At 25.8% G+C, this 21513-nt stretch carries 24 protein-coding genes; 7 read left to right on the top strand and 17 right to left on the bottom strand.

Annotation, left to right across the window (positions count from 1 at the left end; all coding sequences use genetic code 11):
* From mqnE to AACT_RS02215, 8 genes are all read right to left on the bottom strand, one after another.
* Entirely contained in the window at positions 1 to 1062 is a 1062-nt protein-coding gene (mqnE, locus tag AACT_RS02180; RefSeq protein ID WP_172124552.1) for an aminofutalosine synthase MqnE, read from the bottom strand.
* A gap of 8 nt (positions 1063 to 1070) precedes the next feature.
* Complete coding sequence (locus tag AACT_RS02185; RefSeq protein WP_172124554.1) at positions 1071 to 1388, bottom strand: hypothetical protein; 318 nt, start codon at positions 1386 to 1388, stop codon at positions 1071 to 1073.
* Positions 1378 to 2031: a carbonic anhydrase gene (locus AACT_RS02190; RefSeq protein WP_172124556.1), complete on the bottom strand. Its 654-nt coding sequence runs from the start codon at positions 2029 to 2031 to the stop codon at positions 1378 to 1380. Before AACT_RS02190 ends, AACT_RS02185 begins: the two co-directional genes overlap by 11 nt.
* Positions 2018 to 3121, bottom strand: a complete 1104-nt coding sequence (locus tag AACT_RS02195; RefSeq protein ID WP_172124558.1) for an aminotransferase class I/II-fold pyridoxal phosphate-dependent enzyme — start codon at positions 3119 to 3121, stop codon at positions 2018 to 2020. Before AACT_RS02195 ends, AACT_RS02190 begins: the two co-directional genes overlap by 14 nt.
* A gap of 211 nt (positions 3122 to 3332) precedes the next feature.
* Positions 3333 to 3665: a YraN family protein gene (locus tag AACT_RS02200; protein WP_172124560.1), complete on the bottom strand. Its 333-nt coding sequence runs from the start codon at positions 3663 to 3665 to the stop codon at positions 3333 to 3335.
* Positions 3666 to 3671: 6 nt separating this feature from the next.
* On the bottom strand, positions 3672 to 3872 hold the full coding sequence (gene thiS, locus AACT_RS02205) for a sulfur carrier protein ThiS (protein WP_172124562.1): 201 nt from the start codon (positions 3870 to 3872) through the stop codon (positions 3672 to 3674).
* A gap of 49 nt (positions 3873 to 3921) precedes the next feature.
* On the bottom strand, positions 3922 to 4929 hold the full coding sequence (locus tag AACT_RS02210) for an SAM-dependent methyltransferase (protein ID WP_172124564.1): 1008 nt from the start codon (positions 4927 to 4929) through the stop codon (positions 3922 to 3924).
* Between the two features lie 69 nt (positions 4930 to 4998).
* Positions 4999 to 5724 (bottom strand): OmpA family protein, encoded by a 726-nt coding sequence (locus AACT_RS02215; RefSeq protein ID WP_172124566.1) that lies wholly within the window; start codon positions 5722 to 5724, stop codon positions 4999 to 5001.
* Positions 5725 to 5850: 126 nt separating this feature from the next.
* Between AACT_RS02215 and pyk the strand changes: the two genes are divergently transcribed.
* Complete coding sequence (gene pyk / locus AACT_RS02220; RefSeq protein ID WP_172124569.1) at positions 5851 to 7311, top strand: pyruvate kinase; 1461 nt, start codon at positions 5851 to 5853, stop codon at positions 7309 to 7311.
* A gap of 22 nt (positions 7312 to 7333) precedes the next feature.
* Here the strand turns inward: pyk and AACT_RS02225 are convergent, their stop codons facing one another.
* The 8 genes from AACT_RS02225 to AACT_RS02260 form a co-directional block, all read right to left on the bottom strand.
* Positions 7334 to 8302 carry a L,D-transpeptidase gene (locus AACT_RS02225; RefSeq protein ID WP_172124570.1) on the bottom strand — a complete coding sequence of 323 codons (969 nt, stop codon included), beginning with the start codon at positions 8300 to 8302 and terminating at the stop codon, positions 7334 to 7336.
* 13 nt (positions 8303 to 8315) lie between these two features.
* Positions 8316 to 9158: an SPOR domain-containing protein gene (locus AACT_RS02230; protein ID WP_172124572.1), complete on the bottom strand. Its 843-nt coding sequence runs from the start codon at positions 9156 to 9158 to the stop codon at positions 8316 to 8318.
* 9 nt (positions 9159 to 9167) lie between these two features.
* Positions 9168 to 9680 (bottom strand): hypothetical protein, encoded by a 513-nt coding sequence (locus AACT_RS02235; RefSeq protein ID WP_172124574.1) that lies wholly within the window; start codon positions 9678 to 9680, stop codon positions 9168 to 9170.
* A gap of 69 nt (positions 9681 to 9749) precedes the next feature.
* The gene (locus AACT_RS02240; RefSeq protein ID WP_172124576.1) at positions 9750 to 10385 is read right to left on the bottom strand and encodes a response regulator transcription factor; all 636 of its coding nucleotides are present in this window, start codon (positions 10383 to 10385) and stop codon (positions 9750 to 9752) included.
* 18 nt (positions 10386 to 10403) lie between these two features.
* Positions 10404 to 12029: a sensor histidine kinase gene (locus tag AACT_RS02245; RefSeq protein WP_172124578.1), complete on the bottom strand. Its 1626-nt coding sequence runs from the start codon at positions 12027 to 12029 to the stop codon at positions 10404 to 10406.
* Positions 12030 to 12051: 22 nt separating this feature from the next.
* Positions 12052 to 13242, bottom strand: a complete 1191-nt coding sequence (locus tag AACT_RS02250; protein ID WP_172124580.1) for a TolC family protein — start codon at positions 13240 to 13242, stop codon at positions 12052 to 12054.
* Positions 13214 to 14413, bottom strand: a complete 1200-nt coding sequence (locus AACT_RS02255) for an aspartate aminotransferase family protein (protein ID WP_172124582.1) — start codon at positions 14411 to 14413, stop codon at positions 13214 to 13216. Before AACT_RS02255 ends, AACT_RS02250 begins: the two co-directional genes overlap by 29 nt.
* Positions 14414 to 14487: 74 nt before the next feature.
* Positions 14488 to 16818 (bottom strand): fatty acid cis/trans isomerase, encoded by a 2331-nt coding sequence (locus AACT_RS02260; protein ID WP_172124584.1) that lies wholly within the window; start codon positions 16816 to 16818, stop codon positions 14488 to 14490.
* 101 nt (positions 16819 to 16919) lie between these two features.
* On the opposite strand from AACT_RS02260, the gene AACT_RS02265 reads away from it, so the two are divergent.
* The 3 genes from AACT_RS02265 to AACT_RS02275 are packed head-to-tail and all read left to right on the top strand — an operon-like array spanning position 16920 to position 19356.
* On the top strand, positions 16920 to 17798 hold the full coding sequence (locus AACT_RS02265; protein WP_172124586.1) for an aspartate carbamoyltransferase catalytic subunit: 879 nt from the start codon (positions 16920 to 16922) through the stop codon (positions 17796 to 17798).
* A 1-nt stretch (position 17799) separates the two neighbouring features.
* On the top strand, positions 17800 to 18771 hold the full coding sequence (locus tag AACT_RS02270; protein WP_172124588.1) for an aminodeoxychorismate synthase component I: 972 nt from the start codon (positions 17800 to 17802) through the stop codon (positions 18769 to 18771).
* 12 nt (positions 18772 to 18783) lie between these two features.
* Positions 18784 to 19356: an aminotransferase class IV gene (locus tag AACT_RS02275; protein ID WP_172124590.1), complete on the top strand. Its 573-nt coding sequence runs from the start codon at positions 18784 to 18786 to the stop codon at positions 19354 to 19356.
* On the opposite strand, the gene AACT_RS02280 is transcribed toward AACT_RS02275, so the two are convergent.
* Positions 19338 to 19979, bottom strand: coding sequence for a transglutaminase-like cysteine peptidase (locus tag AACT_RS02280; protein WP_172124592.1), 642 nt, complete (start codon positions 19977 to 19979; stop codon positions 19338 to 19340). The genes AACT_RS02275 and AACT_RS02280 overlap by 19 nt on opposite strands.
* Before the next feature lie 40 nt (positions 19980 to 20019).
* On the opposite strand from AACT_RS02280, the gene AACT_RS02285 reads away from it, so the two are divergent.
* The 3 genes from AACT_RS02285 to AACT_RS02295 are packed head-to-tail and all read left to right on the top strand — an operon-like array spanning position 20020 to position 21468.
* The gene (locus tag AACT_RS02285; protein ID WP_172124594.1) at positions 20020 to 20454 is read left to right on the top strand and encodes a hypothetical protein; all 435 of its coding nucleotides are present in this window, start codon (positions 20020 to 20022) and stop codon (positions 20452 to 20454) included.
* A 14-nt stretch (positions 20455 to 20468) separates the two neighbouring features.
* Positions 20469 to 21155 carry an AzlC family ABC transporter permease gene (locus tag AACT_RS02290; protein ID WP_172124596.1) on the top strand — a complete coding sequence of 229 codons (687 nt, stop codon included), beginning with the start codon at positions 20469 to 20471 and terminating at the stop codon, positions 21153 to 21155.
* A complete protein-coding gene (locus AACT_RS02295; RefSeq protein WP_172124598.1) occupies positions 21148 to 21468 on the top strand; it encodes a branched-chain amino acid transporter permease in 321 nt (106 codons plus the stop codon). Before AACT_RS02290 ends, AACT_RS02295 begins: the two co-directional genes overlap by 8 nt.
* The last annotated feature ends 45 nt before the right edge of the window (positions 21469 to 21513 follow it).

Raw genomic sequence — 21513 nt, forward strand, 5'->3', positions numbered from 1 at the left:
TTACCAAGTTCTTAATTCATTATAAATAGAGTCTCTCTCAACTGGAATAAATCCAGAATTTTTAATCAAATCAACAAATTCTAATTGAGCAATTCCATTTGCACTTGTAGCACCTGCTGCACTTTGGATTGATTCTTTCTCAATAGTTCCATCAACATCATTTGCCCCAAACTCTTGAGCTATTAATGCTAATTTTACAGTTGAAGTTGCCCAATATGCTTTTATATTTGGAATATTATCAAGTAGTATTCTAGCAATTGCATAAGTTTTTAGTATCTCTTGACCTGTTAGAGGCTCTTTTACTTTTAAGTAATTGTTTTCTGTTTGAAATACTAAAGGAATAAAGGCATTAAAACCACCTGTAATGTCTTGTAAGTCTCTAAGTCTTAACATATGGTCAATTCTATGGTTTCTATCTTCAACGTGTCCAAAAAGCATTGTAGCATTAGATTTTTTACCAGCACTATGCCAAAGTCTGTGAATTTCTAACCATTGTTCTGATGTAACTTTCCCACCACAGATTTTTTTTCTTACTTTTTCATCAAAAATTTCAGCTCCACCACCTGGCATTGAGTCAATTCCATGTTTAATCATCATATTTATAATTTCCTGATATGAAAGATTGTACTCTGTACTTAAGAAATGAATCTCAGCAGCTGTTAGTGCTTTTACATGAATTGATGGAAAATTTTCTTTTATTTTTCTAAATACATCCATATACCATTGTAATCCTGTATCTGGATTATGTGCTGATACTATATGTACTTCTTTTATATCATTTTTTGAAGAGTTTTTAACTATTTCTAGAATCTCTTCATGTGTCATTGTCCATTGATTTGGATTTTTCCTACTTGCACTATATGCACAGAATTGACATACATCTTTACAAACATTTGTTGGGTTTATATGTCTATTTATATTAAAGTAAGTCTTTTTCCCATGTCTTTCTTCTCTAATCTTATTTGCGTATGATGCAAGTGTGAATAAATCTAAATCATATAATTTTATTGCATCTTCGTAATTTAATCTTTCTTGTTTTTCTAATTTTTCTATTATGCTCATTTTTTTTCCTATTTACAATCAAAATCTTTTGTATGACTTCCATCTCTATTTTGATGAACAAACCCAATACAAGTTTGTTTTAAATCATTATCATAAAATGTTACTTTAAATACACTACTTTTGTATCTAGTTTCTGTATCTTCAACGCTTAATTTGTTAATCACTTCTAAATTTTTTATATTAGAGTGACCTATAGTAGCTAAAACTTCTTCTAACTTTAACTCTTTTAACTCTTTTAATAAAAAGAATACTACAAATCCCATTGCAATTAAGATAGAAATTATTAATACTGTTTTTTTAGGTAATTTTCTTACTTCATTTTGCATTTGCATTCTCTTTTAATGGTTTAAATGAACATTCTTCTCCATCATAGTACTCAATAGTTCCATCTTCAATTCTATAATACCAACCATGAATTTGTAATTCACCACTTTTAACTTTTCTTTCAACTTCTGGAAAAGTTAAAAGGTTTTCCATTTGATGTACGATCGAAATTCTTTCTGTTGCTCTATATAATTTTTCTTGATCTGATTTGTCTTGAATTGCAAGAAGAGTATATTCTTTAGCTCTTTTCCCAAGTTCTAGCCATTTTTTAACGTGAATTAAATCAGGTGAAGGACCAATATCTTGATATAAACTTTTACATGCTCCACAATGAGAATGTCCACATATGATAATATGTTTAACACCTAAAATAGAAACAGCATATTCAATAACAGCAGAACTACCATGAAAATCATCATCAGGACTATAAGGTGGTACAAAATTACCAACATTTCTTAAAATAAACATATCACCTGGTTTTGTATCAAGCATTAAATCAGGTGTAACTCTACTATCACTACACCCAACAAAAAGAATCTCTGGTTTTTGACCTTTTTCTACAAGTTCTTTTACATCACCTTCATATCTTGGAAAACTAACTTCCCTAAATTTTTTGTTACCCTTAATTAAATCATTTATTAACATTCAATTCCTTCAATAATTTACATATATTTGTTAAAACATCACTTTGTATATCAATTTTTGCAATTAATCTAATAATTGCTTCCTTAACGGTTGGTTGCCTAATAGCTCCAACTAAATAACCATATTTTTTTAAAATTTCTTGAATTTCTTTGGCTTTTTTGTTATCTCCTATTAAAATAGGAATAATCAAACTTTGCGATTTTATTCCTAACTCTTTATAAATAATATTTAAATTTTCTTCAATTCTTTTTTTTAATTCTTTTTTATTTTCTATAATAAATTTTAATGATTCATAACCAAGTGCTGTATCAAATAAAGATGGAGCAGTTGAATATATAATAGGTTTAGCTCTATTTACTAAAAAATCTATTATTTCTTGTGATGCTAAAATATAAGCACCATATGATCCATATGCTTTTCCAAGAGTTCCCATTTTTACATGATATTTATTTGGTTTAATTTTATAATAATCAAAGATACCTAATAGATTCTCACCAATAACTCCTGAACTATGTGCTTCATCTACAATTAAAATAGCTTTATATTCATCTGCTATATTAAATATTTCAATAGGTGCTAAATCACCACCCATTGAATAAACACCTTCAATAGCAATTACATTTCTTCCAGTTCTTTTATTATCTAAAATTTTAGTTTTTAAGTCATTGAAATCATTATGATTAAAAACAATTACTTGTTCAGGTCTTAATAATTTACTAGCTAAAATACCACTTGCATGATACTCTTCATCTATAAAAAGTGTATCATTTTTTCTACAAAGTGCTTCTATCATAGAAATATTAGCTAAAAATCCAGAACCAACTGTAACTGCTGCTTCAAATTTATTTAATTCACATAGTTTATCTTCAAATTGTTTATGTATTTTACTATATCCATTTACAAGCATTGAAGCTTTTGGTGAGTGATAATTTTCTTTTAAAACTGTTTCATAAGCTTTTTGAAAAATTTCTTTTTTTGTTGATAATCCTAAATAATCGTTTGATGCTAAGTCAATAAGATTTTCATCGAATAATTCTCTTGTTCTAAAGCGGTTTGATTTTTTAATAGATGATAGTTCTTTTGAGTACAAAAAATTCTCCGTAAGTATTTTTGTATGTTAACTAAAAACTATTAAGAAGAAGATAAATTAACAAATTTATGAGATGCTAGACTATTGCTATTTTATATTGTTACAATTCCTTCTACTAATTTTAAATACAAACACAAACTAGTAAGAGGTGTTTTTTGCGACCTTCACCTCTTGCTTTATTCTTCTTTGAAAATCATTTTATAATTTAAAACTAAAGAGTTATATTTTCTAAAAAAGTTATATCTTGATCAGTTACAATAATTGCATCAATACAATAAGTAACATCTAATTTTTTTGTTTGTAAATAGTAATCAACACTTCTTTTTATTTTTGATAGTTTTGAATTTGTTAGATTGTTTACAGCACTTTCATAATCACTTGCTGATTTTACTTCGCAGAAGTGATAGATATTATCTTTTTTTGCAATAATATCTATTTCACCTAATTTTTTTGCATAAAAATTTGTTTCAATTATTTTGAAATTGGAGTCTTCTAAAAAAGATATTGCTCTTTTTTCAGCAAAATCACCTTTTTCTTTACTCATAAAAAATCATCCACCACCAACAAATTGTAAAAGCTCAAGTTTGTCATCGTTTTTTGGAACAAAGCTATTCCAATCATCTTTTTTTACTATATTCATATTAACAGCTGCTGCCATTACTTTATTTTCTATTTGTAATTCTGTAATTATATTTTGTAGTGTTAAATTATCTTTAAATTCTTTAGTTTCGCCATTTACAATAAGTGTCATTTTATACCTTTTTAATATTTTTAAAAGTTCGATTATACAAAGAGTTAACTTATTTTCTTATATTCAAGGTTTTAAATCTATCTCCCATTCCCGTTGGTTCTAATAATACTTTAACTTTTTGGGTTTGTCTTAGATATTCATCTTCACTTACATTTGCTTTTAAAATCTCTAATAAGTCTAAAATACCAAATTCTACCAATGATTTTAATTGGGTATTAAATTTTATTTCTTTTATATTATTTTCTTTAAAACAATCACTTAGATAATTGAAATGCACATCATAGGTAATATCTGATTTTTTGAATAGTTTTTCTAAGGGTAAATTATCTTCAAAAATAGGATAAACATTATGCTTTTCATAAACTCTTGTGGAAAAATCATTTCTTGGATATCTATCTCCATAATCAAATGTTAGAAATTCAAAACTGTTTATATTTTCACAAATAGTATTTGTAAAATCTTTATATGAAAGTGCAACTTCACCCTTTGTAATACTATATTTATTGCAGTGATTTATTATATTATCATCAATACAATCTATAAATTCTATTTTATTATCTGATACAAAAGCCTGCTGTAAAATATTTTCTTTATTTGTATAAACTAAATCACATCCAAAAGCATCAAATATCTCATTTGCTAAAACATAAGCATTTTGTAGTTTTACTTCACTTATGTCATTGTAATGTTTTAGTTTTACAATATCGCCAAAAGAGTCATTTATATATTTTTTTTGCTGTTCTTGTAAGTCTTTAAATCGCTCTACAATTGCAAAATTTAAAGTATCTAAAAGTTTTGGTTTAAGTGTATAAATAAATTGAATTATATCAGCTAATAAATATCCATGGTGTGCACCAATTTCTATAATAGTTGTATTGGATGGTAAAAACCCACTTTCAATAGAATCAATTATTTTTTTAGCAATTGATCCACCAAAAAAAGAGCTTGTCGAAACAGAAGTAAAAAAATCACCATCTTTACCAATTTGTTTGTAGTTTGAGTAATATCCATTTTGACCGTAAAGCCAATCATTAAAGTAATTAGAAAATTTTATCATGTGAGAATTGTATCAAAAAGAGTATTTTATTGATGTAAAAAAGAGTTGTAAATAAAAAGATTTCTCTTTTTATTTACAAACATCAATTACTGATTCTTGATTTGGATATAAGTAAACTTCTACTCTTCTATTTAATCCCATATTAGCTTCACTGTTATTTAAAGCAACTGGTTTATCAAATGAACAACCTCTTGAGAAGATTTGATTTTGAGCACCTGAGTTAAAAATAATATTTCCAACATTTGTAGCTCTTTGATTCGATAGATTTAAGTTATATGAATGACTTCCTCGACTATCCGTATGCCCTACAACTTGAACTAAAGTATTTGGATATTTTTGTAAAACAGAGTTTATTTTTGCAATCTTAGCACTAGCACTTGCTGTTGGATTTGCAGAGTTTGTTTCAAACATCATGTCATCTCTAAACATTATTTTTACGTAATTATCAGTATTCGATACGATTAAATCTTGGTTTGGATCTAAGGCTGCATTTGGGTTATTATTAACATTTGTATTTAAACTTTGTGCAACTTCTTTAGCTTGTTTATCCATACTATAACCAATAGCTCCACCAATTGCAGCACCTGCAACGGCTCCAATTACTTTGTTTCTACTTTTACTTCCACCACCAACATTATTTCCAAGAACAACACCTGCAATTGCTCCTAATGTTGTACCAATAATTGCATTTTGATTTTGGTCATAAGTTTCATTTCCAGTTTTTTGCGCACAACCACTAATCATAGTAGCAATCAAAGCACTTGAGAATAAAAATTTTGTATTAATTAGTTTCATAATTAGACCTTTTTTGTTTTGTAATTAATTTTAACATAATTATTGTGAAATAATAGTTGAGCAGATTAAGTTACTTTAATGTAATAATTTTATGTTATAATTTTTATAAGTTAAAAAGGAGAATTTATGCAAAAAAGAACAAAAATATTAGCAACATTAGGCCCAGCGAGCCACACTATTGAAATGATTGAAGGATTAATTAAAGCTGGCGCGAATATGTTTAGATTGAACTTTTCTCATGGTAGTCATGAATATCACTTAGAAACATTAAATAATATTAGAACAGCTATGAAAAATACAGGAAAAACTGTTGGAATTTTACAAGATATTTCAGGACCAAAAGTAAGAATTGGTGATGTAAAAGAGCCATTTGAACTATATAGAGATGATATTATTACGTTTTTAAAAGATGATATGGTTGGATATAAAAGAGGTGATAAAGATTATGTAGTATCAATTAATTACCCAGATATCCTAGACAAAGTAAAAATAAATGAATATATCTACCTTTATGATGGAACTATAAGAGCTAAAGTTATAGAAACTGGAGAAACAGTAAAAGCACGAATCGAAAACCATGGAATCTTAGGTTCGAAAAAAGGTGTAAATTTCCCAAATACTGTAATTGATATTGATGTAATTACAAAAAAAGATGAAAAAGATATAGCTTGGGGAGTTGAAAATCAAGTTGATTATTTTGCAATCTCATTTGTACAAAATGCAAAAGATATGAAAAAAGCAAGAAGTTTGCTAAATGGTTATAAAGGTAAATTAATAGCAAAAATTGAGAAGTTTGATGCAGTTGAAAATATAGATGAAATTATAGAAGAAAGTGATGGAATAATGGTTGCAAGGGGTGACCTTGGAATAGAAGTTCCTTACTATGATGTTCCAACAATTCAAAAAATGCTTATAAAAAAAGCAAATGCTGTAGGAATTCCAGTAATCACTGCAACTCAAATGCTTCTTTCAATGACTCAAAATGAAAGAGCAACTAGAGCAGAGATTTCAGATGTTGCAAATGCTGTTTTAGATGGAACTGATGTTGTGATGCTAAGTGAAGAAAGTGCAGTTGGAGAAGATCCTATAAATGTTGTTGATACTATGAGTAATATTATTGCTAAAACTGAGTGTATTTATAACTATGAAAAACAGTATAAAATGCCATATTTAGACGAGTTTGATGTAATTCAAGCAACAGTTACAAAACTTGCAGATGATTTAAAAGCAAATGGTATTTTAGCACTTACAAGCTCTGGAAAATCAGCTCTTAAAATGTCAAGATATAGACCAAAAACACCAATTTTTGCTTTTACACATAAGAAAAAAGTATTAAACTCATTAACAGGAATTTGGGGAGTTGAACCAATTGGAACAATAAAAGAAGCACAAGCTTCAAAAATGTTTCAAAAAATGTTAAAAGCTCTTTTAGAAAAAGGATTGTTAAATACTAATGGTATATATGTAGCAACTGTTGGATATCCAGTTGGGATGCCAGGAAGTACTAATACTATTAAAATTTTAACTCCATCTGAAATAGAATATTATTTAAACTTTAAAGAAGAAAAAGAAAAAAAATCTAAATAGATAAAGGAGGATTTTCCCTCTTTTATTTTAAAACCACTTTTATATTATCAAAACTTTTAATAGAGGCAAAATTATTTAACAAAGATGCTAATTCTACAACTTCACTATTTTTCATTCTAATACAGCCACTTGATTCATATGTTCCAATAGTCTCTTCATTTATTGTTCCATGTATTCTATAAACTTCATTACCATTAACCCTATGACTTAAATTTATTTTTGCAGCACCCATATAATTTAATCTATGACCATAAGGGACAGAAGAAGGTAAATTTATTCCTTTTTGTCTAAAAGCTTTTAATGTTTTTTGAGTTGGATACCAAATTGGTTCTAATGAAATAGCTGTAATATCGCCAATTCCAAGAGGTTTTTTTATATTTGTTCTTGCAGTTGAAACTTTGTAGGATTTTATATTTGTTAATTTTTTATCTTCTTCACCTTTTAAAAACATAATATTTTTCTTTGAATCCACTTCTACAATTAATGAATTAAAATCTTCAATTTTAGGCATTATTGTTTTAAAAATATTTTCTTTTTTAGATTTTTCAACTATAGGAATATTATCTTCTTTAGGTTTTTCAACAATAGGATCTTTACTAAGGCCCTTTAAATAAAAGGCTTCAAGTAATTTATATTCATCTTTAATTTCAGGTGTAGGAATAAGAGGGAGTGTTTTTATAGTAGTACTTGGTTCTTTTTTAAGTTCTTTTATAAAAGGTTTTTGTTTTTTAATAAAACTACTTGAAGTATTTAAAAACTTTTTTGCATCAGCATAGCTATCAAATAATCCTACATATGTTCTGAATTGATTATTTTTTTCATCTTTAATTATAAAAATATTTTCTTTTGTAGATTCTGAAATATCATTTTTGCAGTTGTTTGCACTATCTTTTGATGAGGTAGTGCAAACAGATATTGAGAAGAAAGTATTTGAAGCAAAAGAATTTATATTTAAAATTATAAATATTAAAATATAAAGAATAATGTTCATACTTTCCTAAAGTTTATTTATTTGATTTAAAAGCAACTATACTTATATCTGGATAATTATTTTTAAAATCATTCATGATTTTTTCAGCTTCAACTCTAGTTTTATATCTACCAAGTCTAACAACTTGATATTCATAAAATGGATGAATTCTAACATCAAGATTTTTAGACTTCAAGTTATTGTACTCTGTTAAAGCTTGTTCTTTATTTGATGAACATAAAAATTGTACACTATAAACTAAAGGTGCATTAGTACATTTAGCAGAAGTACATTTTTTAACTACTTTTTTAGCAGCGCTTTCTTGTTTTACAACTTTTGGTGCTACAACTTCATGTACATCTACTTTAATTTTCGTATTTATTTGTGTATTTACTTCTTGCGTATTTTCAGTTTGATAAAACTCTTGATCTAAAAATAGAGATTTTCTTAATCTGTCAAATAAATATCTATAAATCAAATCATCTTCAATTACAATGTATGATTTAAAAGCAAGGCTTTTATCAATAGCATTTATACTAAATCTTACTAAAAATGAATTGTTTTTTAACTCTTTTACAACTGAAACTATATCTAGTTCAGGATTATTCTTGCTATTTTTAGCACTAATTACTCCAGCTTTTGTATCAATCATATTTACAAAATATCCATCATCCAATAAAGTATCAACAATAGCATTAATTAAATCTTCTTTTGTTGTATTTTCAAATGTTCTAGTTTGAATATCTCTTATTTGTAATGATGATTCTTTGTTAATTATATTATTTTCTGGGGTCATTTCTAATGTTTTTACATTACTGCAGCCTGTAATAAAAAATAGAACTCCCAAAGAAATAAGTAAATTTTTTTTGCTAAACATTAACATCTCTTAAAATGAAGAATACATATATGAGAAATTAGATAATTTATCATTTTCATCAAAATCAAGAATTATAGTCATTGTTTTTTGTTCAGTTTTATATTCATAATCACCTTGAACATTAATTAATGTTGCTAATCCAATTGCTGCTGCAGAGATTAAAAAATTTGTTGGATTAGAATTTGATAATGCAGCTGCAGTTCCAGCCACGATTCCACCTGTAATAACGAAATCATTTGCATTCATTCTTACAAAATTTAAACCACCATTTGTTTTTGAATGGTAAGTACTAACTCTGTCATAAACCCAAGTAGTTTTTCCCATTTTATCTTTTGTGATAATATTTGGAGAACCAAGAGCTTTTACTACATCTGTTGAAAACATACCTTTTGAAACATGTTGTTGAACTTTTCCTGGAGTTAATTTACTTTCAGGAACTTCAGGTCCTTGAATATTTTCACAACCTGCAAAAATAAATAGTGCACATACACCACTTAATAAAATAATCTTTGACTTTAACAAAATACCATCTCCTATATATAAAATAATTTATATTCTATAAAATAGATGTGTCAATAAAGGGGCAAAATGTCATTTTATATAATATCCTTCATCTAAACTATTAAAAATTATATCTTTTGTTATTTTTCTTCTTAATCTTTTTACTAAACTTCTAATTGCATCAGAGCTTTTTGAAACTCTATCGTATATATAATCTTCTATTTGAGAATGACTTACTTTATTACTTTTATTATTTATTAATAAAATAAGAAGATTTCTTTCATTTTTTGTGAGTTCTATTTCTATATTATTTAAAAATAGTTTTTTATCATTTTTATTAAAATAAAGATTTTCATCTAAAATAATAATATGAGGTTTTTGAGTATATTTATTTATCTTTAATAATAATTCTTCAATATCAAAAGGTTTTTTAATATAGTCATCACAACCTTTTAAATAGGCTTCTTTGATTTGATCTATATTTATATTTGCACTAATCATTATAACTTTAGAGTTAGGATTTATATTTTTAATATGTTCAAGTAGATATAAACCATCAATATTTGGAACATTTATATCAAAAATATATAATTCATAATCACCTATGATATTCTCATATGCTACATCACCTTCATAGAAACTATCAACTATAAAGTTTTCAGTTTCTAACATCTCTTTTATTGATTCATTTAATGAGTAATCATCTTCTAGTAAAAATATTTTCATGGGCTAATAATATTCTTTTTATATGTCAATATTGTGGCAATTAAATTTATAAGAAAAAATATTTAAACTATTTTCCATAGATGTTACTTTTACATCAATATTATATTTTTTACATATATCTTTTACTATTGAAAGACCTAATCCATGACCGCCTGAACTATCATTTTCCCTTGCATATTTATCAAAAATTTTATTTACATCAATTATTTTTTTCCCAAAAGATTGAAATTCTAAAACATTATCTTTTAATATGATTTTTATTGTACTTTCAATTTTACTGTACTTAATTGCATTTGAGAGATTGTTATCTATTAATCGGTGTAATTCTATTTTACTTGTATCAATATATATGTTATTAATAACTTCTAAATCAAGTTTTCTATTTTGGGTTGAAGCAATTATTTCAAAATATTTTATTCTATCTTTCAATATTTTTTGTAAGCTTATATGTTCAATGTGATAATTTATTTTCTCTTTTGTATGTAAAAATGTCATGTCTTCATAGGAGTTTTCCAAGGTTTTTAATGCCCCTTCAATCTTTTTGGAATATTTATCTTGTCCAAAAAATTTATTTCGAAGTTGAATATTTAAACTTATAATTGCCAATGGAGTTTTAATCTCATGAACAGAGTGCTCTATAAATTTATCTTTATACGTTAAAAGGTTCTCTTTAAATCTTACTTTATAAATTATATATATAGTAATAATTCCAATAAAGCAGATAAATATCATTGCTAAATTTAATTTGATAAGATTGTTATTATATTCACTTTCATCAAAAACAATACTATATACTATCTTTGCTTCATCAAAAATAGGACTTTTTTGTGAGAAATAAGTAACTTTATATTTATTGTTTTCTTTTTCTAAATATGCAGTTTTATACTCATTCTCTTTAATCTCATTTGATAACTCTTCTCCTTTTTTTATTCTTTCTTCAATATCTTTAAGGGTTGGTTTATATGATTTTAAAGATTTAAAAATAAAATCACCAATATATCCATCATTAAATAAAATATAGGCATTCGAAGCTTTTATCTTAGGATTTGAATCAATAACATGTTGAAGTTTTTTTAAGTCATCATTTAGTTGATTAAATGTGTAACTAACTTGTAAAACTTTGTTATCTTTTTTACTTAGATATGAATCAGTGTAACTGAAGAATTTTAAAGAGTACATCTCAAATATAGGAGGAGATACTGCAATAATATTACTTTTATAATGATTTTCAAATAACTCTTTTGCAAAACTCAAATCAAAATCTAAATCAGCAGGAAAAGTAGTGTTTTTTATGATTAAATTTTCATCTGTGATATAAATATTATATTCAGAATCACTAGTATTTTCATTTATCTTTTTATAAATTTCATCTAAAGGTATATCATAAGATTTATCTTGAAGATAAGTTAAAACCTCTTTATGTTTAGCTAATAAAATCTCTTTTTGAGTTGAAAATTTATATAAAAGTTTTGTTAATAAATTGTTTGTATCTTTTTGAATTTGGTAAAAAGTGATTTCTTGATTTTTTAAATGATCATCAGATAGATTTTTTACTAATAATCTATAACTAATAAAACTAAATAATAAGAATAATAAAATTGTAAAAAATAAAATAGTAGATGATTTAGGTAAAAAATCCTTCAAATAAATCCTTGTTGTAAAACTTCTATTGAAGTTTTACATACATTTCAAGAAGTTCTAATTGTTTATCTATTTCATAAACTTTTATATCTAAAGATTTGATTTTTTGTGAATTTTGCAATGTGTCTAAATCACTTTGTGTTTTGATTTGCGCATCTTTTTCTTCATTTATAATTTTTAAAATAGAATCATAAACATCCAAATCATCTTTTGTGATTTGCAATCTTTCATCAATCATTGATAGCTTATCAAGTTTAGTTTTGAAGAAAGTTTTTTCATCATCTTTACTATTTTCCAGGTTTAATTTTGATTTTAGATAATCTATTTTTTTACTTTGGATATCATTAAAAGTTCTACTATCAAGTGGAATATTAAGTGTTAATCCAACAGTGTGGTCATTGCCTTTATCTAAACTTGAATCATCATCATCATGATATTTTGAATAAGTATAATAAGCATTTACACTTGGCAAATATTTTGCCATAGTCATATATGAATAATTTCCTTTTTTCATAACATCTGCTTCAATTTTTTTAAGATTTATATTATTATCTAAAAACTCTTTTTCATCAAATAATTTAAAAGTTGGCAATTCAAAATTTGTATATTCTTTTGAAGAAATATTATTAAAATTGTTTATCAATTCTTGTTTTTGATATTTTAAATCTACTAAATTATGTTTTGTAGTATTTAGTGTTAAAAGTGCATCATCTAAAAATGATGCATCTAAAAAGCCATTTAATACTTGTTCTTTTTTTCTATTTACATCTATTTTTGCATTTTCTAAAGTGTATTTCGCTTTTTCAATATTTAAATTAGTTTTTTCAATATTGAATAAGATATTTAGCGCATCTTTTATAAGCTCTTTTTTTTGCTGTTCTAAATCTAAACTAGCATATTTATATGTTGAATCTGCATATTTAATAGCTTGATAAATACCACCACTTTGGAAAATTGGCTGATTTATTGAAATTACTGAACGTTGAGTTTTATACTCTTCACCTAAATTATTTGTATATTGATAAGTGATTGGATTTATCCAGTCTTTTTTTAACTTTGAACTATCTTCTTTTATTTGTTCACTAGAAAGTTCAAAGTTTTTTAATCTTTTATCAGAGATTATCTTATCATCAAATGCATCATCTGCTGCGTATAAGTTTATAGTGATTAAACTACAAAGTAGTAGTTTAATCTTGCTTGATTTTATCAAGTGCATTTTCTAACCTTTTAAATCCTTCATTCATCTCTTCTTTTGAGATAGTAAGTGCAGGAAGAAATCTAAGAGTATTTTTTCCAGCTTTTAAAACTAGAACACCATGTTCAAAAGCTGTTTTAATAACTAAAGCTAAAGTATCAGCATCTTTAACTCTTAATCCTCTCATAAGTCCAAGACCTACATTTCCTGTAAAGATTTCTTTATTCTTTTCATATACTTCATTTAGTTTTGAATTAAAATAAATAATAGTTTCATCTAAAGCTCCATTATCTTTAATTTCTTCTAATATATCTAATACTTCTAACGCAGCAGCTGTTACAAGATAGTTTCCACCAAAAGTAGAACCATGATCTCCTGGGCTAAAAATATCTTTATGAGTAGTCATAATAGCTCCAATTGGAACTCCTCCACCTAAACCTTTTGCAAGAGTTATGATATCAGGATTTATTTCATAAAGATTTGATGCTAAAAATTCACCTGTTCTGTATACACCTGTTTGAACTTCATCAATAATAAGTAAAATTTTATTTTCTTTTAAAAACTTAGCTAATTCTTGAATTTCTTGTTTAGCAAATGGTTGAACACCACCTTCACCTTGAACAAGTTCAATCATAACTGCAACAGTTTCATCATCAATTGCATTATAAATATCATTTATATAATTATAATATGAAAAACCATCAGGATATGGAGCAAAATTTGGAGTATGCATTGAGCTTTGTCCCGTTGCTTTTACTGTTGTTATTGTTCTTCCATGAAAAGAGTGTGTTAACGTTATAACTTTATATTTTTTCTTTTCGAAATTTGTTTCACCAAACTTTCTTGCAATCTTAATAGCGCCTTCATTTGCTTCAGCACCACTATTTGAAAAAAATGTTCTAATATCGTATCCACTTAATTCTTTTAATCTTTTTGCAAGTTTTGCTTGTGGCTCAATTCCATATAAATTTGAAATATGTGTAATATTTAAAATTTGTTCATAGATTTTATCTGCAACTCTTTTATTTCCATGACCTACACTACAAACTGCAATTCCAGATGTAAAATCAATATAATCTTTATCATTTTCATCAAAAAGAGTAGCGTTTATACCTTTTTTGAAATTAACATAATTTCTGGCATAAGTATGAAGTACATACTCTTTATCTAATTGTTCTAATTGTTCACTCATTTTTTTTCCTAAAAAAATTAAAATATCTTAATTGGCAAGATTATATCTAAAAATTTTAAACCAATTATTAATTATTATTGATTTCTTGCACGACTTATATATCTATTTAAATCAAATAATCCATAATTTAGAGGATCTTGTTTTTTAAACTCTTTATCAAACCAATCAAACACTTCCCAAAAGTCAGGATTTGCTCTATTAACTGCAAATTTCTGCACTTTTATATTGTCTCTTGGAATATCTTTATAATTTTGCAATAGACTAAAGAATTCACTTAAATCATCTTGTTTTACATTAACAAAAACATTTGGATATGAACCAATAAATCCTTTTACAAAATTTATTCTATCTTTTGTTGAATCAAGCCTTGCGTCTTCATTAAAAAGAAGCGCTACATTTTTGTGCCATCTATTTATAACAAGAGTATAAATTAGATTTTCTCCTGAGTTCATTTGAATTCTTATATAGGCTAAATTTGATTTGCTATCTGTAAACTTTTTTATAATTTCTGAACTATTAGGAAGTGTCAAAGTTTTTAAAGTTTCTTCAATATCTTTTTTATCATTATATGTATCTTTTATTGGACTTGCTGTGTAATTACTGTCGATAAAATTTATAGGATCTTTTTTTACATTAGCGTATTGAAAAATTTTATCAACAAACTCTTTTTTATATTCTGTTGATGTGTATTTTATATTTACATTACTACTAGTAGGTACATATACACTTAAATATTGAGCTAACCAACCTTCATACCAAGAATTAAAATAATTTACTCTAGAACTTCTTGGTAAGTACTCTAAAAAATTACTTTCCCCTTCAATTCTTAATCGATCCATATGTGTTCGTACAAGTAATTGATGAGCAGTATTTCCAAATACATCAAAACCTGCAACCAATGAATAATAAATTCGCTCAAGTAAAGGATAATCAATTACCCATAAAGTTTTTGGTGTATCTCCATATGCACCTTTATGAACTGATGCTGAATCAAAATGTCTATAAATTGTTAAAATAGAATCATTTTCTTCTTTTTGATTCCCTTTCCAAATACTATTTATTGATAAGCCATCTGGATAATAACTGTTATAGATTTTTGCTTTATTTGTATGATATTTTTTTGATAATTCATAGTTATCTAAAACTTTAAAAGTTTTGAATAAACTAGGATCTTCTCCATATTCATTTGGTATAGAAAGATTAGGAATATTATCATGTAAGAAATATTTATCTTGAAGTGATAAATCATAGTTTGGATCCATAAACATTACCCAAAAATGGTCTTGAATTACATTTAAAGCAATTTGTCCTTTACAAACAGGGCCTCTAATAAATGTCATAATTATATAATGAACATCATCAAGTAAAAATTGATATCTACTTTTTGAAGGTATTTGTTCAAAAGTCTTTAAAGGATTTGCAGAAATTCCAACTTCATAAGATGGTAAAAATGGTTTTTGATCCCATGGTGTATTTATAAATAATTCATGATATCTTTTTAATTTTTCATCATTTAATTTATAAACCATATGTGTTTTATGAACAATGGTTGATTCTATTTTTCTAAATCTATAATAAAATGGTTCTTTAACTTCATCATATGGAAATCTAGTTGCAATTACTTCAGGTAGATATCCTGTTGGTGTAGTTGAACGAATTAATTCAAAGAAATTTCCACTTTCATCATCAAAAGTAATATGAGCTAGAAAAAGATGTTCATAAATATATCTTGCACTTATTTTATGTTTTATTTCTTGATTATTTAGAAAATCTTCAAACTTTTTTATTTCATTTTGTTCAAAAGTTGTTTTTGTATTTTTAATAGTGTCATCAACAGCACCTTGTTTTAGCCATGTCATTAAAAGATTGTATTCATGTTTTTTTAGCGCTGGAAATCCATAAGGCATACCTTTATGAGGGTTTTCTTCAAAAAAAGTTGCTAATTCATCTTTATCTTTAACGCAAGTTAATTCATCTGTTTCAGGTGAATACTCTCCTATAATCTGTGGGTTTGTATCTTTTTGAAAAAGGTATTGCATCATTATAGATTCATTTGAATTTTCTAAACTATCTACCATTGAGAAAAATCCTTTTTCTCTCCATTGTTTTTCATTAACAGCATCAATAAAAAGTCTAGTTGGACTATCTGCACTTATTCTATTTGCATAGATATCTTTTTTTGAAGCTCCCCTTTCTAATCCTTCAAAAGAAGATAGTTTCAATTGGCAAGGTGAGTTATAACAAGAGTGACAAGAAACACATCTATTGTCTAATATAGGTTTTATATCTTGTGTAAAAGATATGTGTTTTTCTACTGTATCAAATTTTACAGGATCAAGTGGTTTAACTGAACATGCTGTAAATATAAAAGCAAAAATGGTGATGATAATGAGTTGAATTTTCATAATAAAGAGTTCCTAAAAAATTTAAGTTTCTTTATTATACAAAAAGTTTTATTTTTTAAAGAGCTTTTTGCTAAAATCAAAACTAAAATTAAAGGAAAAAAATGCAGCACTTAATTAGAACTTCGGATTTTTCAAAAGATGAGATTTTAGGCTTATTTGATGACGCTAGAGAATTTTTAAAATTTGAACCAAATGAAATTTTAAAAGGGAAAATAATAGTTACACTATTTTTTGAAAATTCTACAAGAACAAGAAGTTCATTTGAAATTGCAGCTAAAAGATTAGGTGCTGAGGTTGTATCTTTAGATGTTAGCACATCATCTGCATCAAAGGGTGAAACTATATTTGATACAGTTGCAAATATAAATGCAATGAAACCTGATGCAATCATTATCAGACACTCAGAGTGTGGTTTACCTGAATCACTTGCTGGATATGTTGATTGTCCTATTATTAATGCAGGCGATGGTAAACATGCCCATCCTACACAAGCTTTACTTGATTTATTTACTATATATGAACATTTTAATGGAAACACTGAAGGTAAAAAAGTGGCAATCGTGGGAGACGTAAGAACTTCAAGAGTTGCTGGATCTAATAGAAGATTATTACCAAGATTTGGAATGGATGTTAGTTTTATTTCACCTGAGTGTTTTAGATATGATGGAGACGAATTTAAAACTTATATCCATATTTCAGATGTTATTGATGACCTTGATGTAATTATGAGTTTAAGAACACAACTTGAAAGACATTCAGAAATTTATTTTGAGTCTTTAAATGAATATGCAAAAGATTATTGTATAACAAATGAAGTAGTAGGAGATAGAGATATCTTATTATTACATCCAGGTCCTGTAAATAGAAATGTTGATATTAGTGATGACATGTTAAAAGACCCAAGATGTAAAGTATTAACACAAGTTACAAATGGTGTTGCTATTAGAGCTGCTGTTTTAAAGAAATTAATATTAGCTTAGTTTGAGTATAGATTTAATAAAAGAAAAATTAAATAAATTTGGTTCAAAAAAAGAACCATTTTTATTTGTTTTATCTTATAACTTAGAAGAGTTTTATATTGAAAAACTCTCAGAACTTCCAAATAATATTAGATTTGAGTTAAACTCAAAAGAACATCATAAATCTAAAATAAATAAAAAATATAAACTAGAAAAATTCCCAATATCTTTTGATGAATACAAAAAAAAGTTTGATTATATTCAAGAGCAAATAAAAAGTGGAAATTCATATCTTTTAAATCTAACTGCTCAAACAAAAATAAAAAGTACTTTAACTTTGGATGAAATATATGATAGTGTTAGTGCAAAGTTTAAACTAAGATTTCAAAATATTAAAGATGATTTCGTTTGTTTTTCACCTGAGCGGTTTATTGAAATTAAAAAAAATAAAATTTATACTTATCCAATGAAAGGCACCATTGATGCTTCAATTACAAATGCACAAGCTAGAATATTAGGTGATTTAAAAGAAATGGCTGAGCATACAATGGTTGTTGATTTATTAAGGAATGACTTGGGAATAGTATCTTCAAAAGTAAGAGTAAATAAATTTAGATTTTGTGAGAAAATAAATGCAGGGGATAAAAAACTTTTACAAGTAAGCTCTAAAATATCAGCTCATTTAGAAGAAAATTGGAATGAGAGAATAGGGGATATTTTAACTTCTATTTTACCAGCTGGCTCAATTACAGGAACTCCAAAGAAAAGCACTGTAGAAATTTTGGATAATATTGAAAAATATGAAAGAGGTTTTTATACGGGAATTTTTGGTGTTTATGATGGAGTGAATTTAGATTCTTCTGTTATGATAAGATTTATTGAAAAAAATCAAAATGGAGAAACTTTTTATAAAAGTGGTGGTGGAATTACTTGTGATTCAAATGCTTCTTTAGAATATCAAGAGCTTATAGATAAAATTTATTTACCCCTTTAAAAAGGATTTACTATGGAAGAAATAAAATACTTTGAAACTATCAAATGTGATGATTATGAGATTTTTAATTTAGATTATCATAATAAAAGAATTGCAAATACAATAGGACTAAATATAAAATTACAAGAGTATGTTTATCCAGCTAGTTCAGATTTACTAAGATGTAAAGTCATATATAATAATGATGAAATACTAGATGTAGAATATTTTACTTATAAAAAAAGAGAAATAAAGTCTTTTAAACTAATTAACGATGACAAAATAAGCTATTCAAAAAAATATTTAAATAGGGATGCTTTAGATAAATTATTTGAAAAAAGAGATGCTTGTGATGAGGTTATAATTATAAAAAACAATATTGTCACAGATACAAGTATTGCAAATATTGCTATTTATTATGAAAATACTTGGATAACGTCTAAAAATTGCTTATTAAAAGGTACAACTAGAGATAGATTAATAAATGACAAAATTTTGATTGAAAAAGATATCACTGTTGAAATGTTAAAAGAAGCAACAAAAATAGCACTTATGAATGCTATGATTGATTTTGATATTAAAGAGGATTATTCACTTAAAACATAAACTTTATTTAGAAGTTTATTCCACCTATCTTCTTTTCCCCAATTTATTTTTATCTTTTCGGTAAATCTATTTTGTGTGAATTTATAAGAATCATTTTCATTAAAAGCAAATTTAGGTATTAGTTTTTTTCTTTTTGTAAGAGGAATCACTTTAAAACTTAGATTGTCTAATACTAAAGGAGTAGAGTTTTTATTATCTAAATATAAAAGAACCATATGTGAATTTCTCTCACCTTTTATATCCACAACCCCAAAGTAAAGCTTTTCTTTTGGAATGTTGAGTTCTAGTAGTGTAAAATATTTTGCTATTGCATAATCTTCACAATCTCCATGGCCTTGAAGTAAGAACTCTTTTGGTGTTGACCAGTAATCAATAGAAGAAGAAGTTGAAATATCATGAGCTGGTAAAATTCTATTTATAAATGAATTCACATGGGATAATTTTCTTATAAGCTCATAATCTTTTACTTTTATTTTTAGTGTTTGATATTTATCTATTCTATTTAGAATAAAAGATTTTTTTGTAGAATTATTAATATAGTTAATATCTTTTTCATTTAACTTGAATTCATATGCAAAGGCATAATTTAATAAGATAAGGATAAGGAAAATAAGTTGTTTCATAAGCTATAATAACATTTAATTTTAAAAATAGGGATTAATTATGATTAATGATATTATAGAAGATATAGATTATAAAAAGCTAGTTGAAGCTCAAATAAAAGAAAATGTGACATTTTTATTAAATAAGAATCAAGAATTCTCAATCACTGCAAATATTGAATCAGCTACATTTACTCCTGAATTACCAAAAGTAATAAAAGAAAGTATGCATAAATTCTCACTATTTATTTTGAGTAACTATACTTATTCAACAGTTCAAATAAATGATACTCATATAAGTTTTGAAGCAGGCTTTGGAAATGAAAATTTTGGAAGTGTAGTTAAAATTCCTTTACATTCTATTTTTCAAATAATCGTTGATGAATCAATTTTATATATAAATTCAGTTGCAACTGTAGATAAATTTAATAAAGATCTAAAAAAGAATTCATTTGATGTATTTAAAAATAATCCAAATAATAAAAAATTTAACTAAAAGCAATAAAAAGTTTGAAATATAATAATGAATTAAAAAAAGCATTTCAGGTTTCTATACCTGTAATGATGGGTTATTCTGTTTTGGGCTTTGCCTTTGGCTTACTATTAGTTTCTTTTGAATACTCATGGTACTTAGCTCCTCTAATGTCATTATTTATATATGCAGGTGCCTTACAATTTGTTGCAATAAGCTTTTTTAATGTAAAAGCTGGAATGATTGATATAGCTATTGCTTCTTGGTTTATAAATATTAGACAATCTTTTTATGGTTTGTCTTTACTTAAAAGATTTAAAGATACAGGTAAATTTAAAACATATTTAATATTTGGTTTAACAGATGAAACATACGCTCTTTTAACAACAATAAAAGATGATGAATCACTAAATAAAAGATGGTACTATTTTTTTCTTACAGCTCTTAATCAATCTTATTGGTTTATAGGATCAACTTTAGGAGCAATAATAGGATCAAATATAAAATTTAACACAGTAGGTTTAGAATTCTCCCTAACAGCACTTTTTGTTGTTCTTTGTATTGAACAATATAAAAATTTAAGAAATTTTGTTCCTTTTTTAATAGGAACAATTGCTTCTGTGTTTTCATTAATATTTATTCCAAGTGATAAAATGCTTATAGTGTCAATTATGATTGCTTTAGTTCTAATGTTTACTTTTAAAAATAGAGTTGGAAATGAGTAATTATGAAATATACATAGCTATTGCTATTATGACTGTTGTTAATTATTTTACAAGAGTTTTTCCTTTTTTATTCTTTAGAAAAAATGATTTGCCTTCTTATATCTTATTTATAGAAAAGTATTTTCCATCAGTTATTATGACTATATTGATTTTTTATACATTAAAAGAGATCAATTTTTCTTTAGTTCCCTATGGTATGAAAGAGCTAGGTAGTATTGTTTTTACAGCACTTTTACATTTAATTTTTAAGAATTATTTAGTATCTATTTTTATAGGAACACTTTTTTATATGGGATTAGTTCAGTATTTGTAATCTGTAATATTTATAATTTTAGAATAGATAGTTTTAGAGTATTAA

This window comes from Arcobacter acticola, assembly GCF_013177675.1.
In the GTDB taxonomy this organism is placed as follows: Bacteria; Campylobacterota; Campylobacteria; order Campylobacterales; family Arcobacteraceae; genus Aliarcobacter; species Aliarcobacter acticola.

Bases quoted from the DNA above. Each gene is read 5' to 3' on its own strand.
- AACT_RS02250 (WP_172124580.1), bottom strand. From the start codon at position 13,242: ATGCACTTGATAAAATCAAGCAAGATTAAACTACTACTTTGTAGTTTA.
- AACT_RS02295 (WP_172124598.1), top strand. From the start codon at position 21,148: ATGAGTAATTATGAAATATACATAGCTATTGCTATTATGACTGTTGTT.
- AACT_RS02210 (WP_172124564.1), bottom strand. From the start codon at position 4,929: ATGATAAAATTTTCTAATTACTTTAATGATTGGCTTTACGGTCAAAAT.
- pyk (WP_172124569.1), top strand. From the start codon at position 5,851: ATGCAAAAAAGAACAAAAATATTAGCAACATTAGGCCCAGCGAGCCAC.
- AACT_RS02285 (WP_172124594.1), top strand. From the start codon at position 20,020: ATGATTAATGATATTATAGAAGATATAGATTATAAAAAGCTAGTTGAA.
- AACT_RS02255 (WP_172124582.1), bottom strand. From the start codon at position 14,413: ATGAGTGAACAATTAGAACAATTAGATAAAGAGTATGTACTTCATACT.
- thiS (WP_172124562.1), bottom strand. From the start codon at position 3,872: ATGACACTTATTGTAAATGGCGAAACTAAAGAATTTAAAGATAATTTA.
- AACT_RS02265 (WP_172124586.1), top strand. From the start codon at position 16,920: ATGCAGCACTTAATTAGAACTTCGGATTTTTCAAAAGATGAGATTTTA.
- AACT_RS02240 (WP_172124576.1), bottom strand. From the start codon at position 10,385: ATGAAAATATTTTTACTAGAAGATGATTACTCATTAAATGAATCAATA.
- AACT_RS02200 (WP_172124560.1), bottom strand. From the start codon at position 3,665: ATGAGTAAAGAAAAAGGTGATTTTGCTGAAAAAAGAGCAATATCTTTT.
- AACT_RS02190 (WP_172124556.1), bottom strand. From the start codon at position 2,031: ATGTTAATAAATGATTTAATTAAGGGTAACAAAAAATTTAGGGAAGTT.
- AACT_RS02215 (WP_172124566.1), bottom strand. From the start codon at position 5,724: ATGAAACTAATTAATACAAAATTTTTATTCTCAAGTGCTTTGATTGCT.
- AACT_RS02230 (WP_172124572.1), bottom strand. From the start codon at position 9,158: ATGTTTAGCAAAAAAAATTTACTTATTTCTTTGGGAGTTCTATTTTTT.
- mqnE (WP_172124552.1), bottom strand. From the start codon at position 1,062: ATGAGCATAATAGAAAAATTAGAAAAACAAGAAAGATTAAATTACGAA.
- AACT_RS02260 (WP_172124584.1), bottom strand. From the start codon at position 16,818: ATGAAAATTCAACTCATTATCATCACCATTTTTGCTTTTATATTTACA.
- AACT_RS02275 (WP_172124590.1), top strand. From the start codon at position 18,784: ATGGAAGAAATAAAATACTTTGAAACTATCAAATGTGATGATTATGAG.
- AACT_RS02225 (WP_172124570.1), bottom strand. From the start codon at position 8,302: ATGAACATTATTCTTTATATTTTAATATTTATAATTTTAAATATAAAT.
- AACT_RS02280 (WP_172124592.1), bottom strand. From the start codon at position 19,979: ATGAAACAACTTATTTTCCTTATCCTTATCTTATTAAATTATGCCTTT.
- AACT_RS02185 (WP_172124554.1), bottom strand. From the start codon at position 1,388: ATGCAAAATGAAGTAAGAAAATTACCTAAAAAAACAGTATTAATAATT.